At 60.3% G+C, this 20,556-nt stretch carries 20 protein-coding genes and 4 tRNA genes; all 24 read right to left on the bottom strand.

Features of this window, described 5'->3' with window-relative positions; translation table 11 throughout:
• Positions 1 to 57: transfer RNA gene (locus HY737_03355), tRNA-Gly, on the bottom strand.
• Between the two features lie 22 nt (positions 58 to 79).
• A tRNA-Leu gene (locus tag HY737_03350) sits at positions 80 to 161 on the bottom strand.
• Positions 162 to 246: 85 nt separating this feature from the next.
• Positions 247 to 319: transfer RNA gene (locus tag HY737_03345), tRNA-Lys, on the bottom strand.
• Positions 320 to 335: 16 nt separating this feature from the next.
• A tRNA-Arg gene (locus HY737_03340) sits at positions 336 to 409 on the bottom strand.
• Positions 410 to 469: 60 nt separating this feature from the next.
• Positions 470 to 1,864 (bottom strand): aspartate ammonia-lyase, encoded by a 1,395-nt coding sequence (locus tag HY737_03335; protein MBI4597419.1) that lies wholly within the window; start codon positions 1,862 to 1,864, stop codon positions 470 to 472.
• Entirely contained in the window at positions 1,864 to 2,718 is an 855-nt protein-coding gene (locus HY737_03330) for a 2-oxoacid:ferredoxin oxidoreductase subunit beta (protein MBI4597418.1), read from the bottom strand. Before HY737_03330 ends, HY737_03335 begins: the two co-directional genes overlap by 1 nt.
• The gene (locus HY737_03325; protein MBI4597417.1) at positions 2,678 to 4,447 is read right to left on the bottom strand and encodes a 2-oxoacid:acceptor oxidoreductase subunit alpha; all 1,770 of its coding nucleotides are present in this window, start codon (positions 4,445 to 4,447) and stop codon (positions 2,678 to 2,680) included. Before HY737_03325 ends, HY737_03330 begins: the two co-directional genes overlap by 41 nt.
• Positions 4,440 to 5,432, bottom strand: a complete 993-nt coding sequence (locus HY737_03320; protein ID MBI4597416.1) for a hypothetical protein — start codon at positions 5,430 to 5,432, stop codon at positions 4,440 to 4,442. The genes HY737_03325 and HY737_03320 overlap by 8 nt, the downstream gene beginning before the upstream one ends.
• Position 5,433: 1 nt before the next feature.
• On the bottom strand, positions 5,434 to 5,730 hold the full coding sequence (locus HY737_03315) for a Rieske 2Fe-2S domain-containing protein (protein ID MBI4597415.1): 297 nt from the start codon (positions 5,728 to 5,730) through the stop codon (positions 5,434 to 5,436).
• A 2-nt stretch (positions 5,731 to 5,732) separates the two neighbouring features.
• The gene (locus HY737_03310) at positions 5,733 to 6,593 is read right to left on the bottom strand and encodes a 2-oxoacid ferredoxin oxidoreductase (GenBank protein MBI4597414.1); all 861 of its coding nucleotides are present in this window, start codon (positions 6,591 to 6,593) and stop codon (positions 5,733 to 5,735) included.
• A gap of 40 nt (positions 6,594 to 6,633) precedes the next feature.
• Positions 6,634 to 7,197 carry a hypothetical protein gene (locus HY737_03305; protein MBI4597413.1) on the bottom strand — a complete coding sequence of 188 codons (564 nt, stop codon included), beginning with the start codon at positions 7,195 to 7,197 and terminating at the stop codon, positions 6,634 to 6,636.
• The gene (locus HY737_03300; GenBank protein ID MBI4597412.1) at positions 7,197 to 9,032 is read right to left on the bottom strand and encodes a 2-oxoacid:acceptor oxidoreductase subunit alpha; all 1,836 of its coding nucleotides are present in this window, start codon (positions 9,030 to 9,032) and stop codon (positions 7,197 to 7,199) included. The genes HY737_03305 and HY737_03300 overlap by 1 nt, the downstream gene beginning before the upstream one ends.
• A gap of 9 nt (positions 9,033 to 9,041) precedes the next feature.
• A complete protein-coding gene (locus tag HY737_03295; protein MBI4597411.1) occupies positions 9,042 to 9,974 on the bottom strand; it encodes a fructose-bisphosphate aldolase in 933 nt (310 codons plus the stop codon).
• Positions 9,975 to 10,006: 32 nt separating this feature from the next.
• Entirely contained in the window at positions 10,007 to 10,243 is a 237-nt protein-coding gene (locus tag HY737_03290; protein MBI4597410.1) for a hypothetical protein, read from the bottom strand.
• Positions 10,244 to 10,287: 44 nt separating this feature from the next.
• Positions 10,288 to 11,625 carry a phosphomethylpyrimidine synthase ThiC gene (gene thiC / locus HY737_03285; protein MBI4597409.1) on the bottom strand — a complete coding sequence of 446 codons (1,338 nt, stop codon included), beginning with the start codon at positions 11,623 to 11,625 and terminating at the stop codon, positions 10,288 to 10,290.
• A gap of 49 nt (positions 11,626 to 11,674) precedes the next feature.
• On the bottom strand, positions 11,675 to 12,283 hold the full coding sequence (folE, locus tag HY737_03280) for a GTP cyclohydrolase I FolE (GenBank protein ID MBI4597408.1): 609 nt from the start codon (positions 12,281 to 12,283) through the stop codon (positions 11,675 to 11,677).
• A gap of 54 nt (positions 12,284 to 12,337) precedes the next feature.
• A complete protein-coding gene (locus tag HY737_03275) occupies positions 12,338 to 13,798 on the bottom strand; it encodes a leucyl aminopeptidase (protein ID MBI4597407.1) in 1,461 nt (486 codons plus the stop codon).
• 57 nt (positions 13,799 to 13,855) lie between these two features.
• Positions 13,856 to 15,052, bottom strand: a complete 1,197-nt coding sequence (locus tag HY737_03270) for a cofactor-independent phosphoglycerate mutase (GenBank protein MBI4597406.1) — start codon at positions 15,050 to 15,052, stop codon at positions 13,856 to 13,858.
• Between the two features lie 73 nt (positions 15,053 to 15,125).
• The gene (locus tag HY737_03265; protein ID MBI4597405.1) at positions 15,126 to 16,358 is read right to left on the bottom strand and encodes a cysteine desulfurase; all 1,233 of its coding nucleotides are present in this window, start codon (positions 16,356 to 16,358) and stop codon (positions 15,126 to 15,128) included.
• 36 nt (positions 16,359 to 16,394) lie between these two features.
• On the bottom strand, positions 16,395 to 16,697 hold the full coding sequence (locus tag HY737_03260; GenBank protein ID MBI4597404.1) for a DUF971 domain-containing protein: 303 nt from the start codon (positions 16,695 to 16,697) through the stop codon (positions 16,395 to 16,397).
• Positions 16,694 to 16,873, bottom strand: coding sequence for a hypothetical protein (locus tag HY737_03255; protein MBI4597403.1), 180 nt, complete (start codon positions 16,871 to 16,873; stop codon positions 16,694 to 16,696). The genes HY737_03260 and HY737_03255 overlap by 4 nt, the downstream gene beginning before the upstream one ends.
• Positions 16,870 to 17,409, bottom strand: coding sequence for a hypothetical protein (locus tag HY737_03250; GenBank protein MBI4597402.1), 540 nt, complete (start codon positions 17,407 to 17,409; stop codon positions 16,870 to 16,872). Before HY737_03250 ends, HY737_03255 begins: the two co-directional genes overlap by 4 nt.
• Positions 17,409 to 18,500: an Mrp/NBP35 family ATP-binding protein gene (locus HY737_03245; GenBank protein ID MBI4597401.1), complete on the bottom strand. Its 1,092-nt coding sequence runs from the start codon at positions 18,498 to 18,500 to the stop codon at positions 17,409 to 17,411. Before HY737_03245 ends, HY737_03250 begins: the two co-directional genes overlap by 1 nt.
• Before the next feature lie 65 nt (positions 18,501 to 18,565).
• The coding region (locus HY737_03240) for a glutamate synthase subunit alpha (protein ID MBI4597400.1) at positions 18,566 to 20,556 on the bottom strand (1,991 nt) is incomplete at its 5' end.

Raw genomic sequence — 20,556 nt, 5'->3', positions numbered from 1 at the left:
GATGGGATTTGAACCCACGACTTTCACGTTGGCAACGTGACGCTCTACCACTGAGCTACTCCCGCATATGTATCGACGGTGGGCGGAAGAGGATTCGAACCTCCAAGGGTTTCCCCGACGGCTCCTAAGGCCGTTGCGTCTACCAGTTCCGCCATCCGCCCGCGCGAACTGAATGGTGCCTCGCTCCGCTTTGTTGATCCCAGCGTCGCTCGGCATCATCGTTTACCCGCCAGCGCGGGTAAACGATGGGCCGCGATGGGCTTGAACCATCAACCTTGGGATTAAGAGTCCCCTGCTCTACCAGTTGAGCTAGCGGCCCCCGCGTGTTGAAAAAACGCGCCCGGCAGGATTTGAACCCGCTGCCTCCTGGTTCGAAGCCAGGCGCTCTATCCAAGTGAGCTACGGGCGCAACTCGTACTCGATCACATAGTTACCGTCGAGAACAGGTATTCTAACACGCCCGAAAATCTCAGGCAACCTTCGTGGCACTCAAGCGGGCCGGATCCAACACGCGCCGAGCAGTTGCCGGATCCAGCAGCTGATGCTCAACGACCAAGTCGCGAATGGATTTGCCGCTGGTGAGCGACTCTTTCGCCACCCTCGCCGCGTTGAGATAGCCGATGGATGAGTTCAAGGCGGTGACCAGGGCGAGGCTGCGGTGCGCATGTTGATCACACCGCTCTCGGTGCGCGATGATCCCGCGGATGCACTTGTGCGACAGCACCCGGCTAGAGCTCGTCAGCAGATGCATCGCTTGCAGCAGATTATAGGCGACGACCGGCATCATCACGTTGAGCTCCAACTGCCCGGCCTGCACCGCGTAGGCCACCGTCGCATCATGCCCTAAGACCTGAAAGCCGACCATGTCGACCATCTCAGGCACCACCGGATTCACCTTCCCCGGCATGATCGATGACCCCGGCTGGATGGCGGGCAAATCAATTTCTCCAAAACCGGTATTCGGACCGGAGGCCAGCAGCCGCAGGTCATTGGCGATGCGAATCAGCTCCAGCGCGTAGACGCGCAGGCTGCCAGAGACCCTGCCGAAATCGCCCAAACTTTGGGTGCGCTCCATCATATCCTCAGCCGGACGCAATGGCAGCCGCATCCATTGGCGGAGTTTCGCAATGGCCAGTCGGCGATAGCGCGGATGCGCGTTCATCCCGGTGCCGACCGCCGTGCCGCCAAGATTCAGCTCGCACAGCAGCGCGGCATGCTGCTGTAAATGCTGCCGCGCTTTTTTCACGGCGAGCGCGTACGCCCCAAACTCCCGCCCGAGCCGCACCGGCACCGCATCTTGCAAATGGGTCCGTCCGGATTTCACAATCGTGGCAAACTGTCGCGCCTTCCCTCGAAGAGCGTCTTCAACATCCTCCATCGCCTCAACCAGAGGAGGCAACGCCATGAGAGTGGCAAGCCGGATCGCCGCTGGAAACGTGTCATTCGTCGACTGCGCCATGTTGATGTGGTCATTCGGACGCAGAGGCTTGTAGGCGCCCTTTTTCGCCCCGAGCAACTCATTCGCACGGTTGGCCACCACTTCATTCATGTTCATGTTAAATGAGGTGCCCGCACCGGCTTGGTACGCGTCCACCACGAATTGATCGTCGAATCGTCCGCGCAGCACTTCATCGCAGGCGCGCTGAATCACGGCGGCGTGGCGAGGTTTTAACTGCCCAACGGTCGCATTGGCCGCGGCCGCCGCTTTTTTGATCAACGCGAACGCCCGCATCATTTCAGGCTGCAGGCGCAGGCCGCTGATGGGAAAGTTCTCGACCGCGCGGAAGGTTTGAATACCGTAGTAGGCTGACGCGGGAACCCGCTTCGTGCCGAGGGAATCGCGCTCAAGTCGGGTGGCAGGCATCACGAAAATTCGGAGAAGATTTCTTCAAGACGAGGCGGGCCGGACGCTTGGGCTTTCTGAATTACCTCCGCCGCGCCCTCTTCGAACGTGGGTTGGGACACCTGATAGAAAATGCCCAGCTGGACATGCGCCGTATCCAGCGCGAGCTCAAAGGCCTTGGCGCGGTTCGTCACATCATGATCCTGAGGTGTTTCCTTCAACTTCTGCGGAATGACTTTGTAGGTATTGTTGAAGGTGATGCACGGGCTGATCACGTTCACGAAGGCGAAGCCCTTATGCTCAATGGCCTTCGTGACCACGTCGGCCAGCTCCCGCGGTTTGCCGGAGTAGCCCTGCGCGACAAACGTGGCCCCATACGCAATCAGCATCGCCAACGGGTTGAGCGGCTGCTCGATGTTGCCATACGGGGTCGAGCCGGCCTGATAGCCTCTCGGCGACGTCGGAGAGTATTGGCCCTTCGTCAACCCGTAGGTGGAATTGTCCATGATCACATAGACCATGTCCGGATTCCGGCGGGCCGCATGGGGAATGTGCCCGCCGCCGATCGCGAAGCCATCCCCATCGCCGCCCACGCCGATCACGCACAGCGATGGATTCGCCAGCTTGACCCCTAAGGCGACCGGCAGCACCCGCCCGTGGAGGCTGTGAAAGCCGTATGATTTCACGAAGCCCGGCGTGCGGCCGGAGCAGCCGATCCCGGAGACCACGACCAGATCCTTCGGCTGAACCTGCAAGCCGGCCAGCGATTTGTACACCGCATCCAGCACCCCGAAATCCCCGCAGCCGGGGCACCAAATCGGATGCTCGTCGGTCTTATAGCTTTGCGGCAACAGCTCGGGTGTTGGCCCGGACATGCTGAGCGACCTCCTCGATCTTGTCGAAAATCTCTTTGGGGGTAAACGGCAGCCCGATGCACTTGTTGAGCTGGATGAAATCGTAGGCAAACCGCTTGCGCAGCAGCGTGGCGAATTGGCCGGTGTAATTGACTTCAGGAATGATGATGGCCTTCGGGCCGCTGATGAAGGCTTTCAATTTCGCCAGCGGCTGGGGGTACAAAATTTTCGGATGGAGCGCGCCCACCGAATAGCCTTTCGCCTGCGCCATTTCGACGGCTTCTCGGATCACGCCTTCGGTGGAGCCCCAGCCGATGATGCCGATCTCAGGCTTCGGATCGCCGTAGGTCCTGGCCAGATCATTGGCGATCACCTCCACCTGCGGGAACTTGCCATACCGCTTTTGAGTCGAGCGCAGATGATTTTGGTGGTCGGAGGCGGCCGGATACCCGGTCTCCGTATGCTCCAGGCCCTCGGCGACATAGCCCCCGCCCTCCATCCCAGGCGCGCTCATGGGCGAGACATGATCCGGCGTAAAGCGATAGCGCTTGTAGCTGATCAGGTCCGCCGCCGAAGGCCGGCGCCGTTCGATCACAGGCACGCGGGTCATATCCGGCACCGGCACGGTCGCCTTGCGATGCCCCAGCGAGGCGTCGGATAAGACCACGACCGGCACTTGAAACTGCTCGGCCAGATTAAACGCCCGCATGATCCCGTAGAAGCTATCCTCGACACTCGTCAGCGCCATGACGATCCGGGGGCACGCCCCATGGCCGCTGTAGACGGCGTGATACAAATCGCCCTGCTCGGTTTTCGTGGGCATGCCGGTGGAGGGCCCGACCCGCTGCACATCGATGATCACCGCCGGCAGCTCGGCCGTCACGCCGAGGCCGAGCATCTCGGTCATCAGCGAAAAGCCGGGACCGGAGGTGGCCGTCATCGCTTTTTTCCCGGCGAATGAGGCGCCCAGCACCGTGCCGATGGCGGAAATTTCATCTTCGGTCTGCACCACGAAGCCGCCGAGCTTCGGCAGCTCCCGGGCCAGAAATTCCATGATGTCGGTCGCCGGGGTAATGGGATAGCCGGCATAGATGCGGCAGCCGGCGGCGATGGCGCCCAAGGCCAGCGACTCATTGCCTGAGAGCACGAGCTCTTTCGTCTTGCGCGGGCCCACGCCGAGCTTGATCTGGTCCTGTTTCTTGGTCTGCCTGGCGCAGTCGACGCCGACTTGAAACGCCGTCAGGTTTTTCTGCACGACCATCTCGCCTTTGCGGCCGAACTTCTCCTTGAGCAGCTCGGTGAAGACCTCGGAGGGAATCGCGAAAAAATCGGCCAGAAAGCCCAGGGCGACGATATTCTTGGTGAGCTTGATTCCGACTTTCTCCGTCGCCAGCGACGTCAGGGGCACGCCGTAGAAGACCGCGCCGGTGCTCGCCGGGGGGGTAAAACTGTCCGCATCATAGACAATCACGCCGCCGGGCCGCACGTCCTGCACATGCTTATCGTACGCTTCTTGATTGAATGCGAGCAGCACGTCCACCGCATCCCCGTACGACAGCAGAAGTTTTCCGGCCGCCCGCACCTGAAAGTTGGCGTGGCCGCCCTTAATCTCAGCCGGGTAGGTCCGAAACGTGTAGATTTCAAACCCAGCGCGGGCGAGCGCGGTCGTGAGCATCTCGCCGGTGCTGATGACCCCTTCACCGCCTTCGCCACCGACGCGAAAGACGTAATCAATCACTGGATCAGCCATGGAGCGCGCCTGCCAGTTCGATATCAGATATCAAACGGCCGTTTGATATCTGATATCGCCTTAAGACCCCATCGATCCAAAATTCAAGATCGCCCTCTGGCAACTTTTCTTCCTTGGTCTGCTGCGCAATGAGTCGGACCGCGGTGTCTTGCGCGCCCTCAGACCATTCGCCGGCGATCAGCGCCGCCGGTCCGGCGAATTTCGGCCGAACGCACACGTAGCCTGCGGCGGCGTGCCCTTCCAGCATGAGATTTTCAAGTTCGTTGCGTCCGAGAATGACTTTCGTATGCGGCCCGAGACGAACATGCCGCCCAATGGTGAGCAACTCCATGTCCTTGGTGGTCGGGTGCTGCTCATGCGCAAACAGCTCTTTCGTCTTCTCGGCAAATGACGCATCAGTCAGCAAGCAGCCGCCAGCCGGCTGGGAATATTCGGTGATGCCGTAGCGCTTCGCCAGCGCAATCTGCTCGGTTCGCCCCCTGCCGCAGAGTCCCAACAACTTGCTACGGTCCACGACCCCATTCTGCTCAGGCTTCGTGAGCTCAAGCAATTGGGCCGACAGCGGGCGCAGCAGCAACCCCTCAAGCTCGCTGTCCGTTGCAATCACCGAGAGCGGCCGACGCTGCTGCGACATGGGCCGCTGGCCGATCACCTCGCCAGTCACGATGAAGGAAGCGCCGATCTCTTCCATGTAGCGCTTCGCGATCTTGAACATGTAGATGCGGCAATCTACGCACGGATTCATGCCAGAGCCGTACCCGTATTTCGGGTTGCGGATCACATCGAGGTAGGCATCGCCCACCGAGAGGACCATCAGCGGAATGCCAAGCTGCTGCGCGCACGCCACGGCCTTGTCTTTCTCGCAGCAGCCCCAGCTCATGGCCAGGTACAGGCCATGGACTTCAATGCCCTGATCGAGCATGAGGCGCGCGGCTAAGGCGCTGTCGATCCCCCCCGAAATCAACGCCACGCATTTCCGTTGCATGTCAGGCCGCGATAAGAATATCGTCTCCCTCAACTTTCACGTCGAATCTCTTGACCGTAATGGCGGAATCGAGTTGGCAGACCCCGGTCGTCACGTCGTATTCCCAGCCGTGCCAGGGGCACATCACGGTATTGCCGGAGAGCGTTCCCTCCCCGAGCGGCCCGCCCTGGTGCTTGCACTCATTCTCGACGGCGTAAAACGTGCCGTCGCAGTTAAACACCGCAATCGGCTTCCCGTTGACATCAACGACCTTGCCCGTCCCCGGAGCAATGTCCGATGTCTTTGCGACTTTGGTCATGATTAGATGAAATCCTCCATAAGGGCTGCCAAATCATTGCGCACGAGCGGCTGCTTCGCCAGCGGAATCCCGCTGCGCAATGCCGGCTCTTCATCTTCATACGTGGGGCGATCCACTTTGTAGAAGAGCCCGATCGGAATGCGCGCCCCCCATTCAAACGCTTTTTCCATGGCGAGGCGGAAATCCGACGCATCATGCTTCTCGTCTTCCAGCTTATACACCCGCTCGCGGAACCACGGATACGTGTTGTGCTTATTGTACGTCACGCACGGCGAGAACACATCGACCAGCGCGAAGCCTTTGTGCTCGATCGCCCCCTTCATCAATTGCGCCAAATGCAAGTTCTCGCCGGAGAAACCTCGCGCGATGTAGGTCGCACCACACGTCAGGGCGAGTGCTACGGGATTGAGCGCAATCTCAATGACGCCCTCAGGTGTCGACTTGGTTCGGACATCCTTCTCTGTCGTCGGCGAGGCCTGCCCGGTCGTCAGCCCGTAGATTTGGTTATCCATGACGATGTAGGTCATGTCTACGTTGCGGCGGCAGGTGTGGACAAAGTGGCCCACGCCGATGCCGTAGCCATCCCCATCGCCGCCCGTCGCAATGACGGTCAGCGCATGATTGCCGAGTTTCGCCCCGGTGGCCACCGGCAGCGACCGGCCGTGCAGCCCGTGAAAGCCGTACGCGTTTATAAACCCCGGCAGGTTGGAGGAGCAGCCGATGCCGGAGACCACCTGCACGGTGTGGGGCGGAATATCCAGCTCGGCGAGGGCTCGCTGCAGCGAATTTAAGACGCCGAAGTCGCCGCAGCCTGGGCACCAATCCGGTTTAATTTTTCCGATGTACTCTTTAACCTGTGCCATTCCTTGTTCGGCTCCTAGAGAGTTTGAATGCTTGTTGGCTTTAGAGACCAGCAATGTCGGACTTCACTAAGATGGCTTGTTGCCCCAGCAGATTGTATCCGACAAGGAAACCTGTCTTGACATCATAAAATCGTTCGCCGCCTACGGCACGATTATTCGGAGTAACGGCGACAACATCCCAACGATCCCACCGCTGCCGCCTTGTCCGACGAAACCATGCTGTCCTACGTTCCGATGGAGGAAGCCATAATCTGCCAAGGAAATATGCCTCAATGCCATCTCCCTCCACTGGCCGCAGTTGTGCATCCAGAACCAGAGGTAGCTTACCATTGCCTCTCACGCTCGATGTACCGAATGTTGTTTCCTCTTCTAACCGAAATCCACGACCTTCCTTGCGAAGGATCAATGTAACCTCAACAGATGCTTTAACAGCTGAAACAACACTAGCTCTTTGATTGACGACCTGAGTAATGCGATAGGTCAAAATATTTTGATCAGACACCAGCGGAAGTTCCACGGCGCTGATGCCTGCCATCGGTACCAGCAGACAAAGAAGAAAAAGCAATCCACAATTCCAGGCACGTCGTGCGCGAATTTCTCTCATCAATGTTGTCGCGCGACTTCAGCGCCGATCGCCGGATGCTCAATCGGCGAAAAGTTCGCCGGGAGGCCTTCATCGCTCACAACGGTCGCGATCACCGGCTGGCTCGGCCGAGTCTTGAGGATCGTCCGCGCCTGGTCGATCACCTGCTTCGGCTCAAACGGCTCGCCGTCATATTTTCGCAGGTGATGCTGGATCGAAATCCCTGTCTCCATCCGGATGAGCTTGACGATCTGTCCGGTCGCGTTGTTTTCCACCGATATCGTCAGTTTGCACCGCTGCAGCAGCTTGGTCACTTCGGCGGTCTGAAACGGCCACAGGTAGCGCAGACAGAAGACGTTGACCGTGAGCCCTTCCGCATTCAAGGCTTCCATCGCCTCGAGCATCACCGAATAGGTGGAGCCCCATCCGACCAGGGTCAGATCCGCATCGCGCGGGCCCTCAAGCTGCGGCGGGGGAAGCTCTTTGAGAATATGTTCCATCTTGCGCATTCGCTTCTCGGTCATCTTCACGCGGATCGCCGGGTTGGTGAACACATCGCTGATCACGATGCCGTCCTCATCGTGCTCATCCGTCGCCGAGGTATAGATGGTGCCAGGGGTGCCGGGCAGGGCCCGCGGCGAGACGCCGGTGGGCGTATCGAGAAACCGCCGGTAGACGCCGTTGGCCTGGGTCACCATCGGCCCGCGATCGATCGTCACATGGTTGAGGTCGACCCCGTCAAACGTCTCCAGCCGCTCGGCCAGATACAGATCCGAGATGATGAGGACCGGCAGCTGATATGTTTCGGCGAGGTTGAAGCCATGAATCGTCATGTCGTAACACTCTTCCAGCGTGCGCGGGGCGAGCATCACTTTCGGAAACTCGCCTTGCGAGGCCCCAAACACCTGGAACAAATCGCCCTGCTCCGTCTTGGTCGGCAGACCGGTCGAGGGGCCGCCGCGCTGGACTTCCAGCACCACGACCGGCGTCTCCGTCATCGCCGCCTCGCCAACCGCCTCAGTCATCAGCGCAAATCCGCCGCCCGCGGTGCCGGTCATCGCGCGGACCCCGACGTGGCCGGCCCCGATGGCCATGTTCATGGCCGAGATTTCATCTTCACATTGCTTGACGAGGATGCCGGTCTTGGCCGCGTATTTGACGAGCCAATGCAGGAGAGAGGAGGCGGGGGTCATGGGGTAGGCGGAGTAAAAGCGGCAGCCTGCCGCGACGGCGCCAAACCCGACCATCGGATTGCCGCCGGCGAGCGGCCGGCGCTTGCCATCGCCCTGGCCGACCTGAATCGCGCCGGGCTTGGCGTGCTCTTTGGCGAAGGCCATGCTCTTGTCGAACGCCTCAAGGTTGACCTTGATGACCGCCTCGCCTTTCTTCGTGAATCGTTCCTTGATCATCTCTCGCAGGGTGCTCGGATCCAGCCCTGCGACCTGCATGAACGCACCCACGAGGGCGATGTTCTGCATCTGCTGATTGCCGATCAGCTCCATCACCGGCAGGCCGATCAATTGCGCGCCGGAGGCCACCTGATCCGGGGTGGCCTTGAACTTGTCGGTGTTGTACAAAACCGCGCCGCCCTTGGTGACCCGTTTGCCGTAGCGCTGCAACGTGTCGGCATTCAGGGCGATCAAGTAGTTGAGCTCATCGCCTTGCGTGTAGATCTTGTGCGTGCCGATGCGGATGTGCATGCACACGTGGCCGCCGCGGATCACCGATTGATAGCTGTTGTAGGCGAAGACGTGATAGCCGCAGCGCGAGCAGCCCTTGGCAAACGATTCGCCGGCCGAGGCGATCCCGTCGCCGGCCGCCCCGCCAATCCACACCGTCAGTTCATGCTGTGCCATCAGCGCTCCTTACACGAACGCCGCTTTCGGATTGCCGGAGGCGCGGCTGACATCCTGGGTCATCTTGCTGATCTTGCCGGCCACCTCCAGCGCTTCGCCGAACCGCCGCTGCCAGATGTTGCGGCCGAAAATAAAGCCGGTCACGCCGGCCTCCAGCGCCGCTTTCACATCATCGAGCAGCTCGGTATCGCCGCGCTTGGAGCCGCCGGACATGATCGTCAGCGTCCGGCCGGCAGCCGCCACAATATGCTCAAGCATCTCCTGCTTGCTGAACTTCAGATCCCGATATTCTTTGGTATACATCGGACGCTTCTCTTCATCGATTTTCGGATAATTGACCTTGACGACATCGGCCCCCAGCTCTTGCGCCACCCGCGCGGCATACGCCACCGCATAGAGGCTGTCGCGTCCGCCCTTCTGCTCCATGTGCTTGCCGCGCGGATAGGCCCACATGATCACCGGCATGCCGGCCTGCTGCGCCTCGCGCCGCACCCGGCCGAATTGGATAAAGTCGTCATCTTGGCGCGGCGACCCCACGTAGCAGGTGTAGCCCACGGCATCCGCCCCAAGGCGCAGCGCATCCTCAACGCTGGCGTGGCAGGGCGAGAAGGCCTCGTCATCCGGCGGAATCTCGGTCTTGCCGTTGAGCTTCAGAATCAAGGGCACCTTGCCGGCAAATGACTTGAGATATTTCTCGGCCAATCCGATTTGAAACGCAATGGCGGAAAACCCGCCTTCGAGAGCTAAGCGCAATTCGAATTCCGGATTGATGCTCTCCGGATTGACGAAAAAGTCGCGCGGCCCGTGCTCCAGCCCCTGATCGATCGGCAGCACCATGAGCCGGCCGTTGCCTGGGCCGTATGTATACAGCAGTCGATGCAGCCGCACTTTCTTGCCGGTCGGCAGATCCAAATCGTCTAGTGTGATCGCTCGCTTTGACATGGTCCACTCCTATGGTTGTTTCAAGCGGGAGGCTAAAACGTAATGCCGGCTTGCTTGAGGAATTGCCGATCCATATCGGTCAGCTCATAGCGGAGCTCTTCGCCCGTCGGCTTGCCGTCGATGATCGGCACCACGTAGATGGCCAGCTCCACTTTTTCCTCGCGGAGGAATTTCCTAAACTCGGCGAAATCTTTTGAGCGGCCGACCATTTTTTGAATCGCCCGATTCAGTTTTCGCAAATGCTTCGCTAGCGTCTTTTCGATGGCCATCGCTGTTCTCCCTCACTCCCTCACGCCCTTACTCCCTTACTCCCTTACTCACTGACAACGGCCGGGATCTCTTGAAGCAGTTTCGTCGTGGTCTGCGACACGCGCATGGAGCAAAACTTCGGACCGCACATCGAGCAGAATTTGGCCTCCTTATAAAACCCATCCGGCAGCGTCTCATCGTGCATGCGTCTGGCCGTCTCCGGATCCAGTGAGAGCGCAAACTGCTGCTCCCAATCAAACCCAAATCTCGCCCGAGAGAGCGCGTCATCCCGATTGCGGGCCCCGCGCCGACCGCGCGCCACATCGGCGGCGTGCGCGGCGATCTTATACGCGATCACGCCGGCTCTCACATCGTCATCATTCGGCAGCCCCAGGTGCTCCTTCGGTGTGACGTAGCACAGCAGGCTCGAGCCGTACCAGCCGACCATCGCCGCCCCAATCGCCGAGGTGATGTGGTCATACCCCGGTGCGACATCAGTCACGAGCGGCCCGAGCGTGTAGAACGGGGCCTCACGGCAATAGGTCTGTTGCAGCTTCACGTTCATCTCCAGCTGATCCATCGGCACGTGTCCAGGCCCCTCGATCATCACCTGCACGTCCTTGGCCCAGGCGCGTTCGGTCAGCTCACCGAGCGTCTTGAGTTCTGCGAGCTGCGCTTCATCCGACGCATCCGCCACACAGCCAGGCCGCAAGCTATCGCCGAGACTATAGCTCACATCGTGCGCCCGGAGGATGTCGCTGATCGCATCGAAATGCTCATAGAGCGGATTCTGCTGCTGGTGCGCGGCCATCCATTGGGCGAGCAAGCTGCCGCCGCGGCTGACGATGCCGGTGATGCGGTGCTTCACCAGCGGCAAATACTCAAAGAGGATGCCGGCATGGATCGTCATGTAGTCCACGCCCTGCTTCGCCTGATCCTCAATTGTCTCAAGCAAAATCGCCGGTGTGAGATCCTCGACCCGCTTTACCCGGGTACACGCCTCATAGAGAGGGACGGTCCCCACCGGCACCGGGCTGGCGTTGATGATCGCCTGGCGGATTTGCGGAATGTCGCCGCCGGTGGACAGATCCATGACCGTATCGGAGCCGTAGTGCACCGCCATGTGGAGCTTCTTGAGCTCTTCCTCTTCATTGGAGGTCACGGCCGAATTGCCCATGTTGGCGTTGATCTTGACCGTGCAGACCGTGCCGATCCCCATAGGATCAAGGACGCCGGCGAGGTGGTGGATATTGGCTGGGATAATGAGCCTTCCCCGGGCGATTTCGGCGCGGATCAGCTCAGGATCCAGCCCCTCCCGCTCGGCCACGCGTTTCATGGCCTCCGTGATCACGCCAGATCGCGCTAACGCTAATTGGGTGATGGTCTTACCGTCGGACATCATAGGCAGAGGATGTATTGTAGCACAAGAGCCGCGCCGCTGCCACTTTGCGTCAGCCGCTGAGATTCGCGCGGATCAAGGTGAGGAATTCGGCCCGGGTTTTGTCGCTGGAGCGGAAGACCCCGAGCATGGAGCTGGTGACCGCGCGGGAGTTTTGCTTCTGCACCCCGCGCATCATCATGCACAGATGCGAGGCTTCCACCACGACCGCCACCCCCTGCGGCTGCAAGTGGGCGTTGAGCGTTTCGGCGATCTGGGTCGTCAACCGCTCCTGCACTTGGAGCCGGTGGGCCAGGCCATCGACCAGGCGCGGGATTTTGCTCAAGCCGAGAATCCGGTCCTTCGGCATGTACGCGACATGGCACTTGCCGAAAAAGGGCAAGAGATGATGCTCGCATAACGAAAAGAAATCGATGTCCTTCACGATCACCATCTCGTCTTGCTTGACTCTAAAACAGCGATTCAGGATTTTCCTGGGATCTTGCCGGTAGCCGGAGGTGAGAAACTGCAGTGAATGTTTGACGCGCAGCGGTGTCCTGCGCAACCCCTCGCGGTTGGGATCCTCGCCCATCAGGCGCAAGAGCAAGCGCACCGCCTGCTCCCACTCTTTGCCCACTGGGATCTCCAGCACTTGCCGCAACCGTCTCAACTCATCGTCCATGTCAACTACGATATCAGATATCGAACTCGATATCTGATATCGCCCTTCGCTTTTTTATTTCCATCGCTCCATCAGCTCGATGAGCAATCGCACGCCGATGCCAACCGCCCCTTTGGGCACGTACGGCTTATCCTTCTGCGTCCAGGCGGTGGCGGCAATGTCCACGTGCGCCCACGGCAGCCCCTCGGCGAAGGTCTCCAGGAATTTCGCCGCGGTGATGGTGCCGGCCTGGCCGGTGTCGGTGACATTCTTGATGTCGGCGATGTCGGACTTGAGCATCTCCGCGTATTCATCCCACATCGGCAGCCGCCAGACCCGCTCATGGGTGGCGTTGCCCGCCTCCTCAATGCGCGTGGCGAGCCGGTCATTCTTCGTCATCAACCCGGCGGCTTCAGCGCCCAGGGCGACCACGCACGCACCAGTCAGTGTTGCCAAATCAATGCAGACATCCGGCTTATACCGCTTGGCGTAGTGCAAACAGTCGGAGAGTACCAGCCGCCCCTCGGCGTCGGTGTTGATGACTTCAATCGTCTTGCCGGAGAGCGTCTTGACCACGTCGCCGGGTTTTTGCGCGGTCCCGGAGGGCATGTTTTCCGTGGCCGCAATAATCCCAACGATGTGATGGGGAAGTTTGAGCGCCGCGGCGGCTTTAAGCGTCCCCAGCACCGCGGCAGCACCCGACATGTCGTACTTCATCTCTTCCATCCGCAGCGACGGCTTGATGCTGATCCCGCCGGTGTCAAAGGTGATCCCTTTGCCGCACAACGCAAAGGTAGCCCTGGCACGAGCCGGTTTGTATTCCAGCACGATGAACTGGGCCGGATGCGCTGAGCCCTGTGCGACCCCGACGAGGCCGCCGAAGCCAAGCTGCTTCAGATGGGCAAATGGGATGACGGTGCACTTCAGCCGATACTGCTTGGCCAGCCTGCGCGCCTCATTGGCGAGATGGGTCGGCGTGATGATGTTGGATGGCCCAGTGATGAGATCGCGGGTCAAATACACGGCCTCGGCAATCGCTTCGGCTTTCTCCACCCCACGCTTGGCTTGCGCCACATCGCGAGCATCATCAACGATGAGTGTCAGCGCGTCAATGCGCTTGCCCTGCTCGTGCTTTGGAATTTCCTTCAGCTTGTCATAGCGGTAGAGTCCGAGCAACGCCCCTTCGGCCATGGCCTGCGCGGTCCGAGTCACCGATCCGACGGCGCGCTCATTGAGCACCGGCAGTGTGAGACGCGTGTGCCCTTTTGCTCGCACGGCGCGCGCGGCGGTGGCGGCGAACTGCCGCGCCTGATCGAGTGAGAGGTCCTTAGCCTTGCCGAGCCCGACGACCAGCACCCAGGCGTTCCCGCGAGGCAGCAGACACGTTTCGTTTTTACTGCCGCGGAATCCCGCACCCCGCAGCAATTCAGCCAGCGCCTTATCCCGCGCCGCCGCGGCCCCGGCCCGACCCGTGCCGGGGCGCGCCGGAATCAACCGCTCCGGCTTCTGCTCGCCTTCGAGCGCTCCATATACCATAACGCCATCCTTCGCCTGTCCTGACTTGACCTGAATACGCATAAGAACCCCTTCCTCCTATGGCTTCCCTTGGCTGAGGAACACTGACATCAACCGGTAGCCGTCTTGGATGCGCGTCGTTGCCGCGTTCACTGCCGTTTCATTATACGTCGTGACGCGCTCGTGCGTTGATTTGGTTGGGTACATCGCAAACGGCACCGGCTCGGCGATGTGGGTCTTTAGCGCGGTGCTGGTCGGATGATCGCACACGATCATGATCGCGTACGGCTCGCCGCGCTTCTTTAAGCCCTCAAGCAGCGTGCCCACCACCAGCCGATCAGTGTCCTCGATGGCCTGAATCTTTTTCTGCGCATCGCCCATGTGGCCGGCTTCATCCGTCGGCTCCACATGCACGAGCACGAAGTCATGATTCTCCAGCGCCTTCAGCGCGTACTCGGCTTTGCCTTTGTAGTTCGTGTCAAAGTAGCCGGTGATCCCGGGAACTTTAATGATATCAAATCCGACGAGCGTTCCCAAGCCCCGCACGATGTCCACCGCGCTAATACACGCGCCCTTGAGTCCGTACTCTTTCTGAAACAGCGGAAACTTCGCCACCGTGCCCTGGCCCCAAAACCAGAGCTGGTTGGCCGGCCGCTTGCCCGCCGCGATGCGTCGCTGATTCACCGGATGATCCTTGAGAATTCCGGCGGCTTCGCAGAGGATCTGCCCCAGCTTCTCCGCGCCCATCCCCTTCGGCGGCATGACAGGCTTATCCGACAAATCATGCGCCGGCACACACTGCGTCTTGCCGTACTCAGCGCCATGGATCACCATCAAATGCCGATAGCTCACCCCGGGATAAAATCTCACGCCATGCTTGCTGCCGAGCCGCTCATTGACTGTCTTGATCAGCTCATGCGAGTCGGCGCTTTCGATGTGGCCGGCGGAGTAATCGGTCATGACCCCGTCGGTGATCGTCACGGTGTTGCAGCGGAAGGCCACATCGCCGTCGCCGAGTGCGATCCCTTGGGCCGCCGCCTCAAGCGGAGCCCGGCCGGTGTAATATTTCTTGGGATCGTAGCCAAAGACGCTCATGCAGCCGACATCCGAGCCTGGGGGAAAGCCTTGAGGAATCGTATGCGCCCAGCCGGTGACCCCGTTGGCCGCGATCCAATCCATGTTCGGATGCTTGGCCGCTTCGAGCGGCGTCTTGTTGCCGAGTGCCGCTATCGGCACATCTGCCACGCCATCCGGCAATACCACAACGTATTTCATCTTTTCCACACCTTTCCCACAGGCGATATCAGATATGAAACCGTCATTCCATATCAGATATCAAATGGCCATTTCATATCTGATATCGAGTGGTTAGGGCTGTCACGGAACGCAATTGTTGCACGACGCGGGGGATGATTTCCAGCGCGCGATCAATCTCTTCTTCGGTCGTCGGCAACCCAACGGAGAGCACGAGCGCCCCTTTGGCTTCGTCATCAGAGAGCCCCATCGCCTTGAGCACATGCGATGGCCGCATGGACTTGGCGTTGCAGGCTGAGCCTAAGCCCGCCGCGATGCCGGCTTGATCCAACCCAAGCACGAGTGATTCGCTTGAAACCCCATCGATGCACACATGGAGATTATGCGGCAGCCGGGATGTCCATGAGCCGTTGAACCGGATGCGCTCGATGCGCTCTTTGAGCCCATCCCGCAGCCGATTCCGCCTCAAGGCGATATCAGATATCGAATTCGATATCTGATATCGATCTGATCGCTCTGCGGCGGCACCCAGGCCGACGATGGCGGGGAGGGCTTCGGTGCCGGAGCGGCCGCCGTGCTCTTGGCCGCCGCCTTCTAAGAGAGGAAGGATGCGAACCCCATCACGAACATACAGTGCTGCAGCCCCTGGCGGCCCGTACATTTGATTCGCAGCAAGGCTGAGCGCATCGATGCCGAGTTCCTTGACATCAACCGAAATGTGTCCGACCGCAGCAATCGCATCGGTATGAATCAGCGCTCCATGCTCATGAGCGATCGCCGCGAGTTCCTTGATCGACTGAATCGTGCCGACTTCGCCGTTGGCGAGCATCACCGACACCAACATCGTCTCCGGCTTAATCAACGCCTTTAACGCACTAGGAGCGATGATGCCTTCTGAATCCACCGGCAATAAGCTGACGGTCGCCCGTCGATCAAGCTCGAGTCGTCGAGCCACGAGCGAAATGGACGGATGCTCGATGGCGGAGATGACGAGGTGCTTACCGACCTGTGTCGTGCGACTGGTGCGGCTGGCACGATTCTCCGGCGGCCCGGGGATCCCTTTGCGTTGATTCGCCGCGAGCAACCCGCGCAGCGCCCAGTTGTTGGATTCAGTGCCGCACGAGGTGAAGTAAATTTCCTCAGGCTTCGCGTTGATGAGCGCAGCCACCTGCTTGCGCGCCTGCTCAAGCAGCTGTTTCGCCCGCCGTCCTTCGCCATGGATCGACGATGGGTTCCCTGCTTCCTCTAACGCCGCCGCCATCGCCTGCCTCACCTCCGACAGCATCGGCGTCTGCGAGGCGTAATCCAAATAAATCCTCTCAACCATCTCAAACTCTTCCAGGCGATATCAGATATGAAATGGTCATTTCATATCTGATATCGAACGGAGGTACTCAAACGGATAAATCCCAGTGTTGTGGCCGTCGGACCACTGAATCGAAATCGCATAGCGGCCGATGAGGTCGATCTTCAATGGCACGACGTTTTGCGGGATGCTCGTGGAGATAATCCGCGCGGCACCGGTCAGCTCGTCGACGCAGCCAGCGCACGGACACTTGAGCCGCAGCTCGCGCGCAAGATAGATGCTCTCATGCCCATCCTGCCAGCAAATCTTCACATCATATTGATTCGCCCGCCCGATTTCGACCGGTGCAACCGAGCTCATCGTTTCGACCGCTCCCGAGCGTTGAGCGCTGCGCGGTATTTGAGTAAATCCGGATTCACGCGGAGGGCCGAATCGACAAATCCAGTCGCATACCGCATCCGCTCCGCCGGGGAGAGTTTCAAGAACTGCAGGATCAATCGCTGCTTGTCTTCTGGGGGTTGTTGCCGACGTTTCATGCGCTCTCGCGCCTCTGTGTTGGTCGACGAACCGACTCGACGAATCGGAGATTTTCGATGTCCTCTTGGTCTTTCGGCCGTCCTGTCCCGGTCTTCGTCCGGATCAACTCAGGAATGGGCATCAGAGGAATGGTCACGCCCTGATCATGCACTTCAACACGCCGCTTGTAGACCTGATGGAAATTCCGCAGGGAAGCCACCATGATATCAACCAGTCGAAACGGCGGCTTCAATTCTTCAAATGCGAAAACCTTCATGCCCTTATGTTGCGTCCACTCACGACGAGTCAGCGGGTTCGCCAGTCCTGTCACTGGCACGGGAGCTTTCGGAACAAAACCTATCCGTTTCATGACGGACTCGAGCCGTTGCAGATTTTCAGGCGCGAGCCAAACCGAGAGGTCGAGATCAAATGTTGCCCGAGGAACCCCATGGTAGATTACCGCAACTCCACCTATGACCAGATACTTTACCTTCGCACGGTTAAGCTCTCGAATAATATCAAGCGAACCGGAATAACCTGGACGCGGCACGCCCATCAAAACGTCATCTTCACTTGCGGCGCCAACTCGCCTTGCATGGCGCGGATGCTCACTTGCGCGGCGAGCGCTTCGGCGGCTTTGATGAAGGCTTTAGCTGCGGGCGCGGCAGGATCCGCTAACACGATTGGCGTGCCGGCATCCGAGGTTGTGCGGACTTCAGTCGCCAATGGAATCTCGCCGAGCAATGGAATGTTCATGCGCTCAGCGGTCGCCTTGGCCCCGCCGATGCCGAAAATCTGGTCCTGCTTGCCGCAATGCGGGCAGACATAGGCACTCATGTTCTCGATGATGCCCAGCACCGGCGCGTTGAGTTTCTTGAACATGGCGATCGCTTTCTGTGCAACGTTGAGCGCCACATCTTGCGGCGTTGAGACGATCACTGCGCCAGTAATCGGAATCGATTGGCACAATGAGAGCTGCACATCGCCCGTGCCTGGCGGAAGATCCACCAGCAGATAATCCAGCTCGCCCCACAGCACGCCGCCCAAAAACTGCTGGACGGTTTTATGCAGCATCGGCCCGCGCCAGATCACCGCATCCTCCGGCTTCATGAAAAAACCCATCGAGATGACTTTGACGCCGTACTGCTCAACCGGCGTCATGCGATTCTGCTCATCCACCTCAGGCAGCGCGGTAATACCGAGCAGTGTCGGAATCGTGGGCCCGTAGACATCGGCGTCCATCAATCCAACGCGCGCGCCGGTCTTGGCGAGGGCCAATGCGAGGTTGGCGCTCACCGTCGATTTACCCACGCCGCCTTTGCCGCTCGCAATCGGAATCACATTTTTGATCGTGGGAATCGCGACGCCACCCATCGAGGGACCGACGGAACCGACGGACCTACGGACCTGCGAGGTCATCCCGATCTCGACGGACGTGACGCCAGGAATCGCGGCAACGACTTTTCGAGCCTCTTCCCGCATCACATCGCGGACCGGACAGGCCGGCGTCGTCAGCTCAATCTGAAACGCGATCCGTCCGCCATCGATGCTGAGGTTCTTCACGAATCCCAGCGAGACAATATCCCGCCGCAGATCCGGATCCTGCACCATTCGTAAGGCGTTGAGGACGTGGAGTTCTGTCACCATGAGAGTTTCCGAGCGATATCAGATATCGAATTCGATATCTGATATCGGTCTGCGCTTTGAGGGAATCAGCCTTCTTTGGCGCTCACAAGATGTTCGAGCTTCGCGCCAGCGCCCCGCGGCACCACCATCCAGAAGAGCTCCTGGTGGTCTTCCCAATTGGAAAGAATCTCCAGCGCCTTGTTGCTTTTCGTCGCGACGAAGTGACGCTCCAAGAGCGCGCGCACATTGGCCACGTCGTCATCGCCCTCAAGCTGATGCAGCTCCACCAGCTCAAGGTTCACCCGCCTCTCAAAGACGCGCTCTTCATCGAGCACATAGGCCCGGCCGCCGGTCATGCCAGCCCCAAAGTTGCGGCCAGTGCTCCCCAGCACGAGCACGAGACCGCCGGTCATGTACTCGCAGCCGTGGTCGCCCAATCCCTCAACCACGGCAAAGCCGCCGGAGTTGCGCACCGCAAACCGCTCGCCGGCCCGGCCCCCGGCGTAGAGCACGCCGCCGGTCGCCCCGTAGAGGCAGGTGTTGCCGATGATGACATTCTTGTCCCACGCAAACGGCGACTCATCCGGCGGACGCACGATCAACTCGCCGCCGCCCATGCCCTTGCCCACGTAGTCGTTGGCCTCGCCGATCAAGGTCAGCCGAATCCCGTTGGCGCAAAATGCGCCGAAGCTCTGCCCCGCCACACCGCGCAGCGTCACGTCGATCGTGCCGGCCGGCAGCCCCTGATCGCCATAGCGTTTGGCGATGGCCCCGGCCACGCGCGCGCCAATCGTCCGGTTGGTGTTGCGGATGGCATACGAGCGCGTGATCTTTTCGCCCCGCTCGATCGCCGCACTCGCATCGCGCAGGATGTCATCATCCAGCGGATGCTCATTTGGCCGATCGTTGCGCGCCACCGTGTGGAAGCGCGGCCCCTCATCCACCGTGGCCATCAGCGACTGCAGCTCGACGGTCTTCGCTTTCGATGACAGGGCGAGGCCTGCGCGGCGGGTCAACAAATCGCTGCGCCCGATCAGCTCATTCAGCGCGCGCGCCCCCAGCGCGGCCAGATACTCGCGCAGCTCCTGCGCGACAAACCGCATGTAGTTGACCACCATCTCCGGCGTGCCGGCAAAGCGCGCCCGCAATTGCCGATCCTGCGTGGCGACCCCCACCGGACAGGTGTTGAGATGGCATTGGCGCGTCATCACGCAGCCGGTAGCCACCACCGCGGCCGTCCCGAAGCCGTACTCCTCAGCCCCGAAGGCCGCCGCGATGAGCACATCGCGCCCGGTCTTCATGCCGCCATCCGCGCGGAGGATCACGCGCTCTCGCAGCCCGTTGGCCCGCAGCGTTTGCTGCGTTTCGGCCAGCCCGAGCTCCCACGGCAGCCCCGCATTCTTGATCGAGCTTAAGGGGCTGGCCCCGGTGCCGCCGTCGTAGCCTGAGATCAGAATATTATCCGCATGGCCCTTCGCCACCCCGGCCGCGATCGTGCCCACGCCCGCCTCCGAGACGAGCTTCACGTTGACGCGCGCGGCGGGATTGATCATCTTCAAATCATAGATGAGCTGTGCCAGATCTTCGATGGAGTAGATGTCATGGTGCGGCGGCGGCGAGATCAACGAAAGGCCCGGAATCGTATGCCGCACGCGGGCGATATCTGGTGCCACTTTATGCCCGGGAAGCTGGCCGCCCTCGCCCGGCTTGCTGCCCTGCGCCATCTTGATCTCCAGCTCGCGCGCCGACATCAAATATTCCGGAGTCACTCCGAAACGTCCTGAGGCGACCTGCTTGATCGCCGAGCTGCGATTCATCTTGGGGTCGGTGGGGTGATAGCGCGCCGGGTCTTCTCCGCCCTCGCCGGAGCCGGATTTGCCGCCGAGGCGGTTCATCGCAATCGCCATTGTCTCATGCGCCTCAAGCGAGAGTGCGCCGTACGAGATGCTCGCCGTCACGAAGCGACGCGTGATGGCGTCAACCGGCTCGACCTCCTCGACGGGAATCGGTTTACCCAATGGTGTGACATCGAGCAGATCGCGCAGCGCCATCGGCGGGCGGGTGTTGACCGTCGCGG

This window comes from Candidatus Omnitrophota bacterium (assembly GCA_016209275.1).
Classification (GTDB): Bacteria; Omnitrophota; Gorgyraeia; order Aquiviventales; family Aquiviventaceae; genus JACQWM01.
The sequence above is the reverse complement of the archived record's forward strand: the minus strand, read 5'-3'. Positions and strand labels throughout refer to the sequence as shown.

Bases quoted from the DNA above. Each gene is read 5' to 3' on its own strand.
- HY737_03335 (MBI4597419.1), bottom strand. From the start codon at position 1,864: ATGCCTGCCACCCGACTTGAGCGCGATTCCCTCGGCACGAAGCGGGTT.
- HY737_03330 (MBI4597418.1), bottom strand. From the start codon at position 2,718: ATGTCCGGGCCAACACCCGAGCTGTTGCCGCAAAGCTATAAGACCGAC.
- HY737_03325 (MBI4597417.1), bottom strand. From the start codon at position 4,447: ATGGCTGATCCAGTGATTGATTACGTCTTTCGCGTCGGTGGCGAAGGC.
- HY737_03320 (MBI4597416.1), bottom strand. From the start codon at position 5,432: ATGCAACGGAAATGCGTGGCGTTGATTTCGGGGGGGATCGACAGCGCC.
- HY737_03315 (MBI4597415.1), bottom strand. From the start codon at position 5,730: ATGACCAAAGTCGCAAAGACATCGGACATTGCTCCGGGGACGGGCAAG.
- HY737_03310 (MBI4597414.1), bottom strand. From the start codon at position 6,593: ATGGCACAGGTTAAAGAGTACATCGGAAAAATTAAACCGGATTGGTGC.
- HY737_03305 (MBI4597413.1), bottom strand. From the start codon at position 7,197: ATGAGAGAAATTCGCGCACGACGTGCCTGGAATTGTGGATTGCTTTTT.
- HY737_03300 (MBI4597412.1), bottom strand. From the start codon at position 9,032: ATGGCACAGCATGAACTGACGGTGTGGATTGGCGGGGCGGCCGGCGAC.
- HY737_03295 (MBI4597411.1), bottom strand. From the start codon at position 9,974: ATGTCAAAGCGAGCGATCACACTAGACGATTTGGATCTGCCGACCGGC.
- HY737_03290 (MBI4597410.1), bottom strand. From the start codon at position 10,243: ATGGCCATCGAAAAGACGCTAGCGAAGCATTTGCGAAAACTGAATCGG.
- thiC (MBI4597409.1), bottom strand. From the start codon at position 11,625: ATGATGTCCGACGGTAAGACCATCACCCAATTAGCGTTAGCGCGATCT.
- folE (MBI4597408.1), bottom strand. From the start codon at position 12,283: ATGGACGATGAGTTGAGACGGTTGCGGCAAGTGCTGGAGATCCCAGTG.
- HY737_03275 (MBI4597407.1), bottom strand. From the start codon at position 13,798: ATGGTATATGGAGCGCTCGAAGGCGAGCAGAAGCCGGAGCGGTTGATT.
- HY737_03270 (MBI4597406.1), bottom strand. From the start codon at position 15,052: ATGAAATACGTTGTGGTATTGCCGGATGGCGTGGCAGATGTGCCGATA.
- HY737_03265 (MBI4597405.1), bottom strand. From the start codon at position 16,358: ATGGTTGAGAGGATTTATTTGGATTACGCCTCGCAGACGCCGATGCTG.
- HY737_03260 (MBI4597404.1), bottom strand. From the start codon at position 16,697: ATGAGCTCGGTTGCACCGGTCGAAATCGGGCGGGCGAATCAATATGAT.
- HY737_03255 (MBI4597403.1), bottom strand. From the start codon at position 16,873: ATGAAACGTCGGCAACAACCCCCAGAAGACAAGCAGCGATTGATCCTG.
- HY737_03250 (MBI4597402.1), bottom strand. From the start codon at position 17,409: ATGGGCGTGCCGCGTCCAGGTTATTCCGGTTCGCTTGATATTATTCGA.
- HY737_03245 (MBI4597401.1), bottom strand. From the start codon at position 18,500: ATGGTGACAGAACTCCACGTCCTCAACGCCTTACGAATGGTGCAGGAT.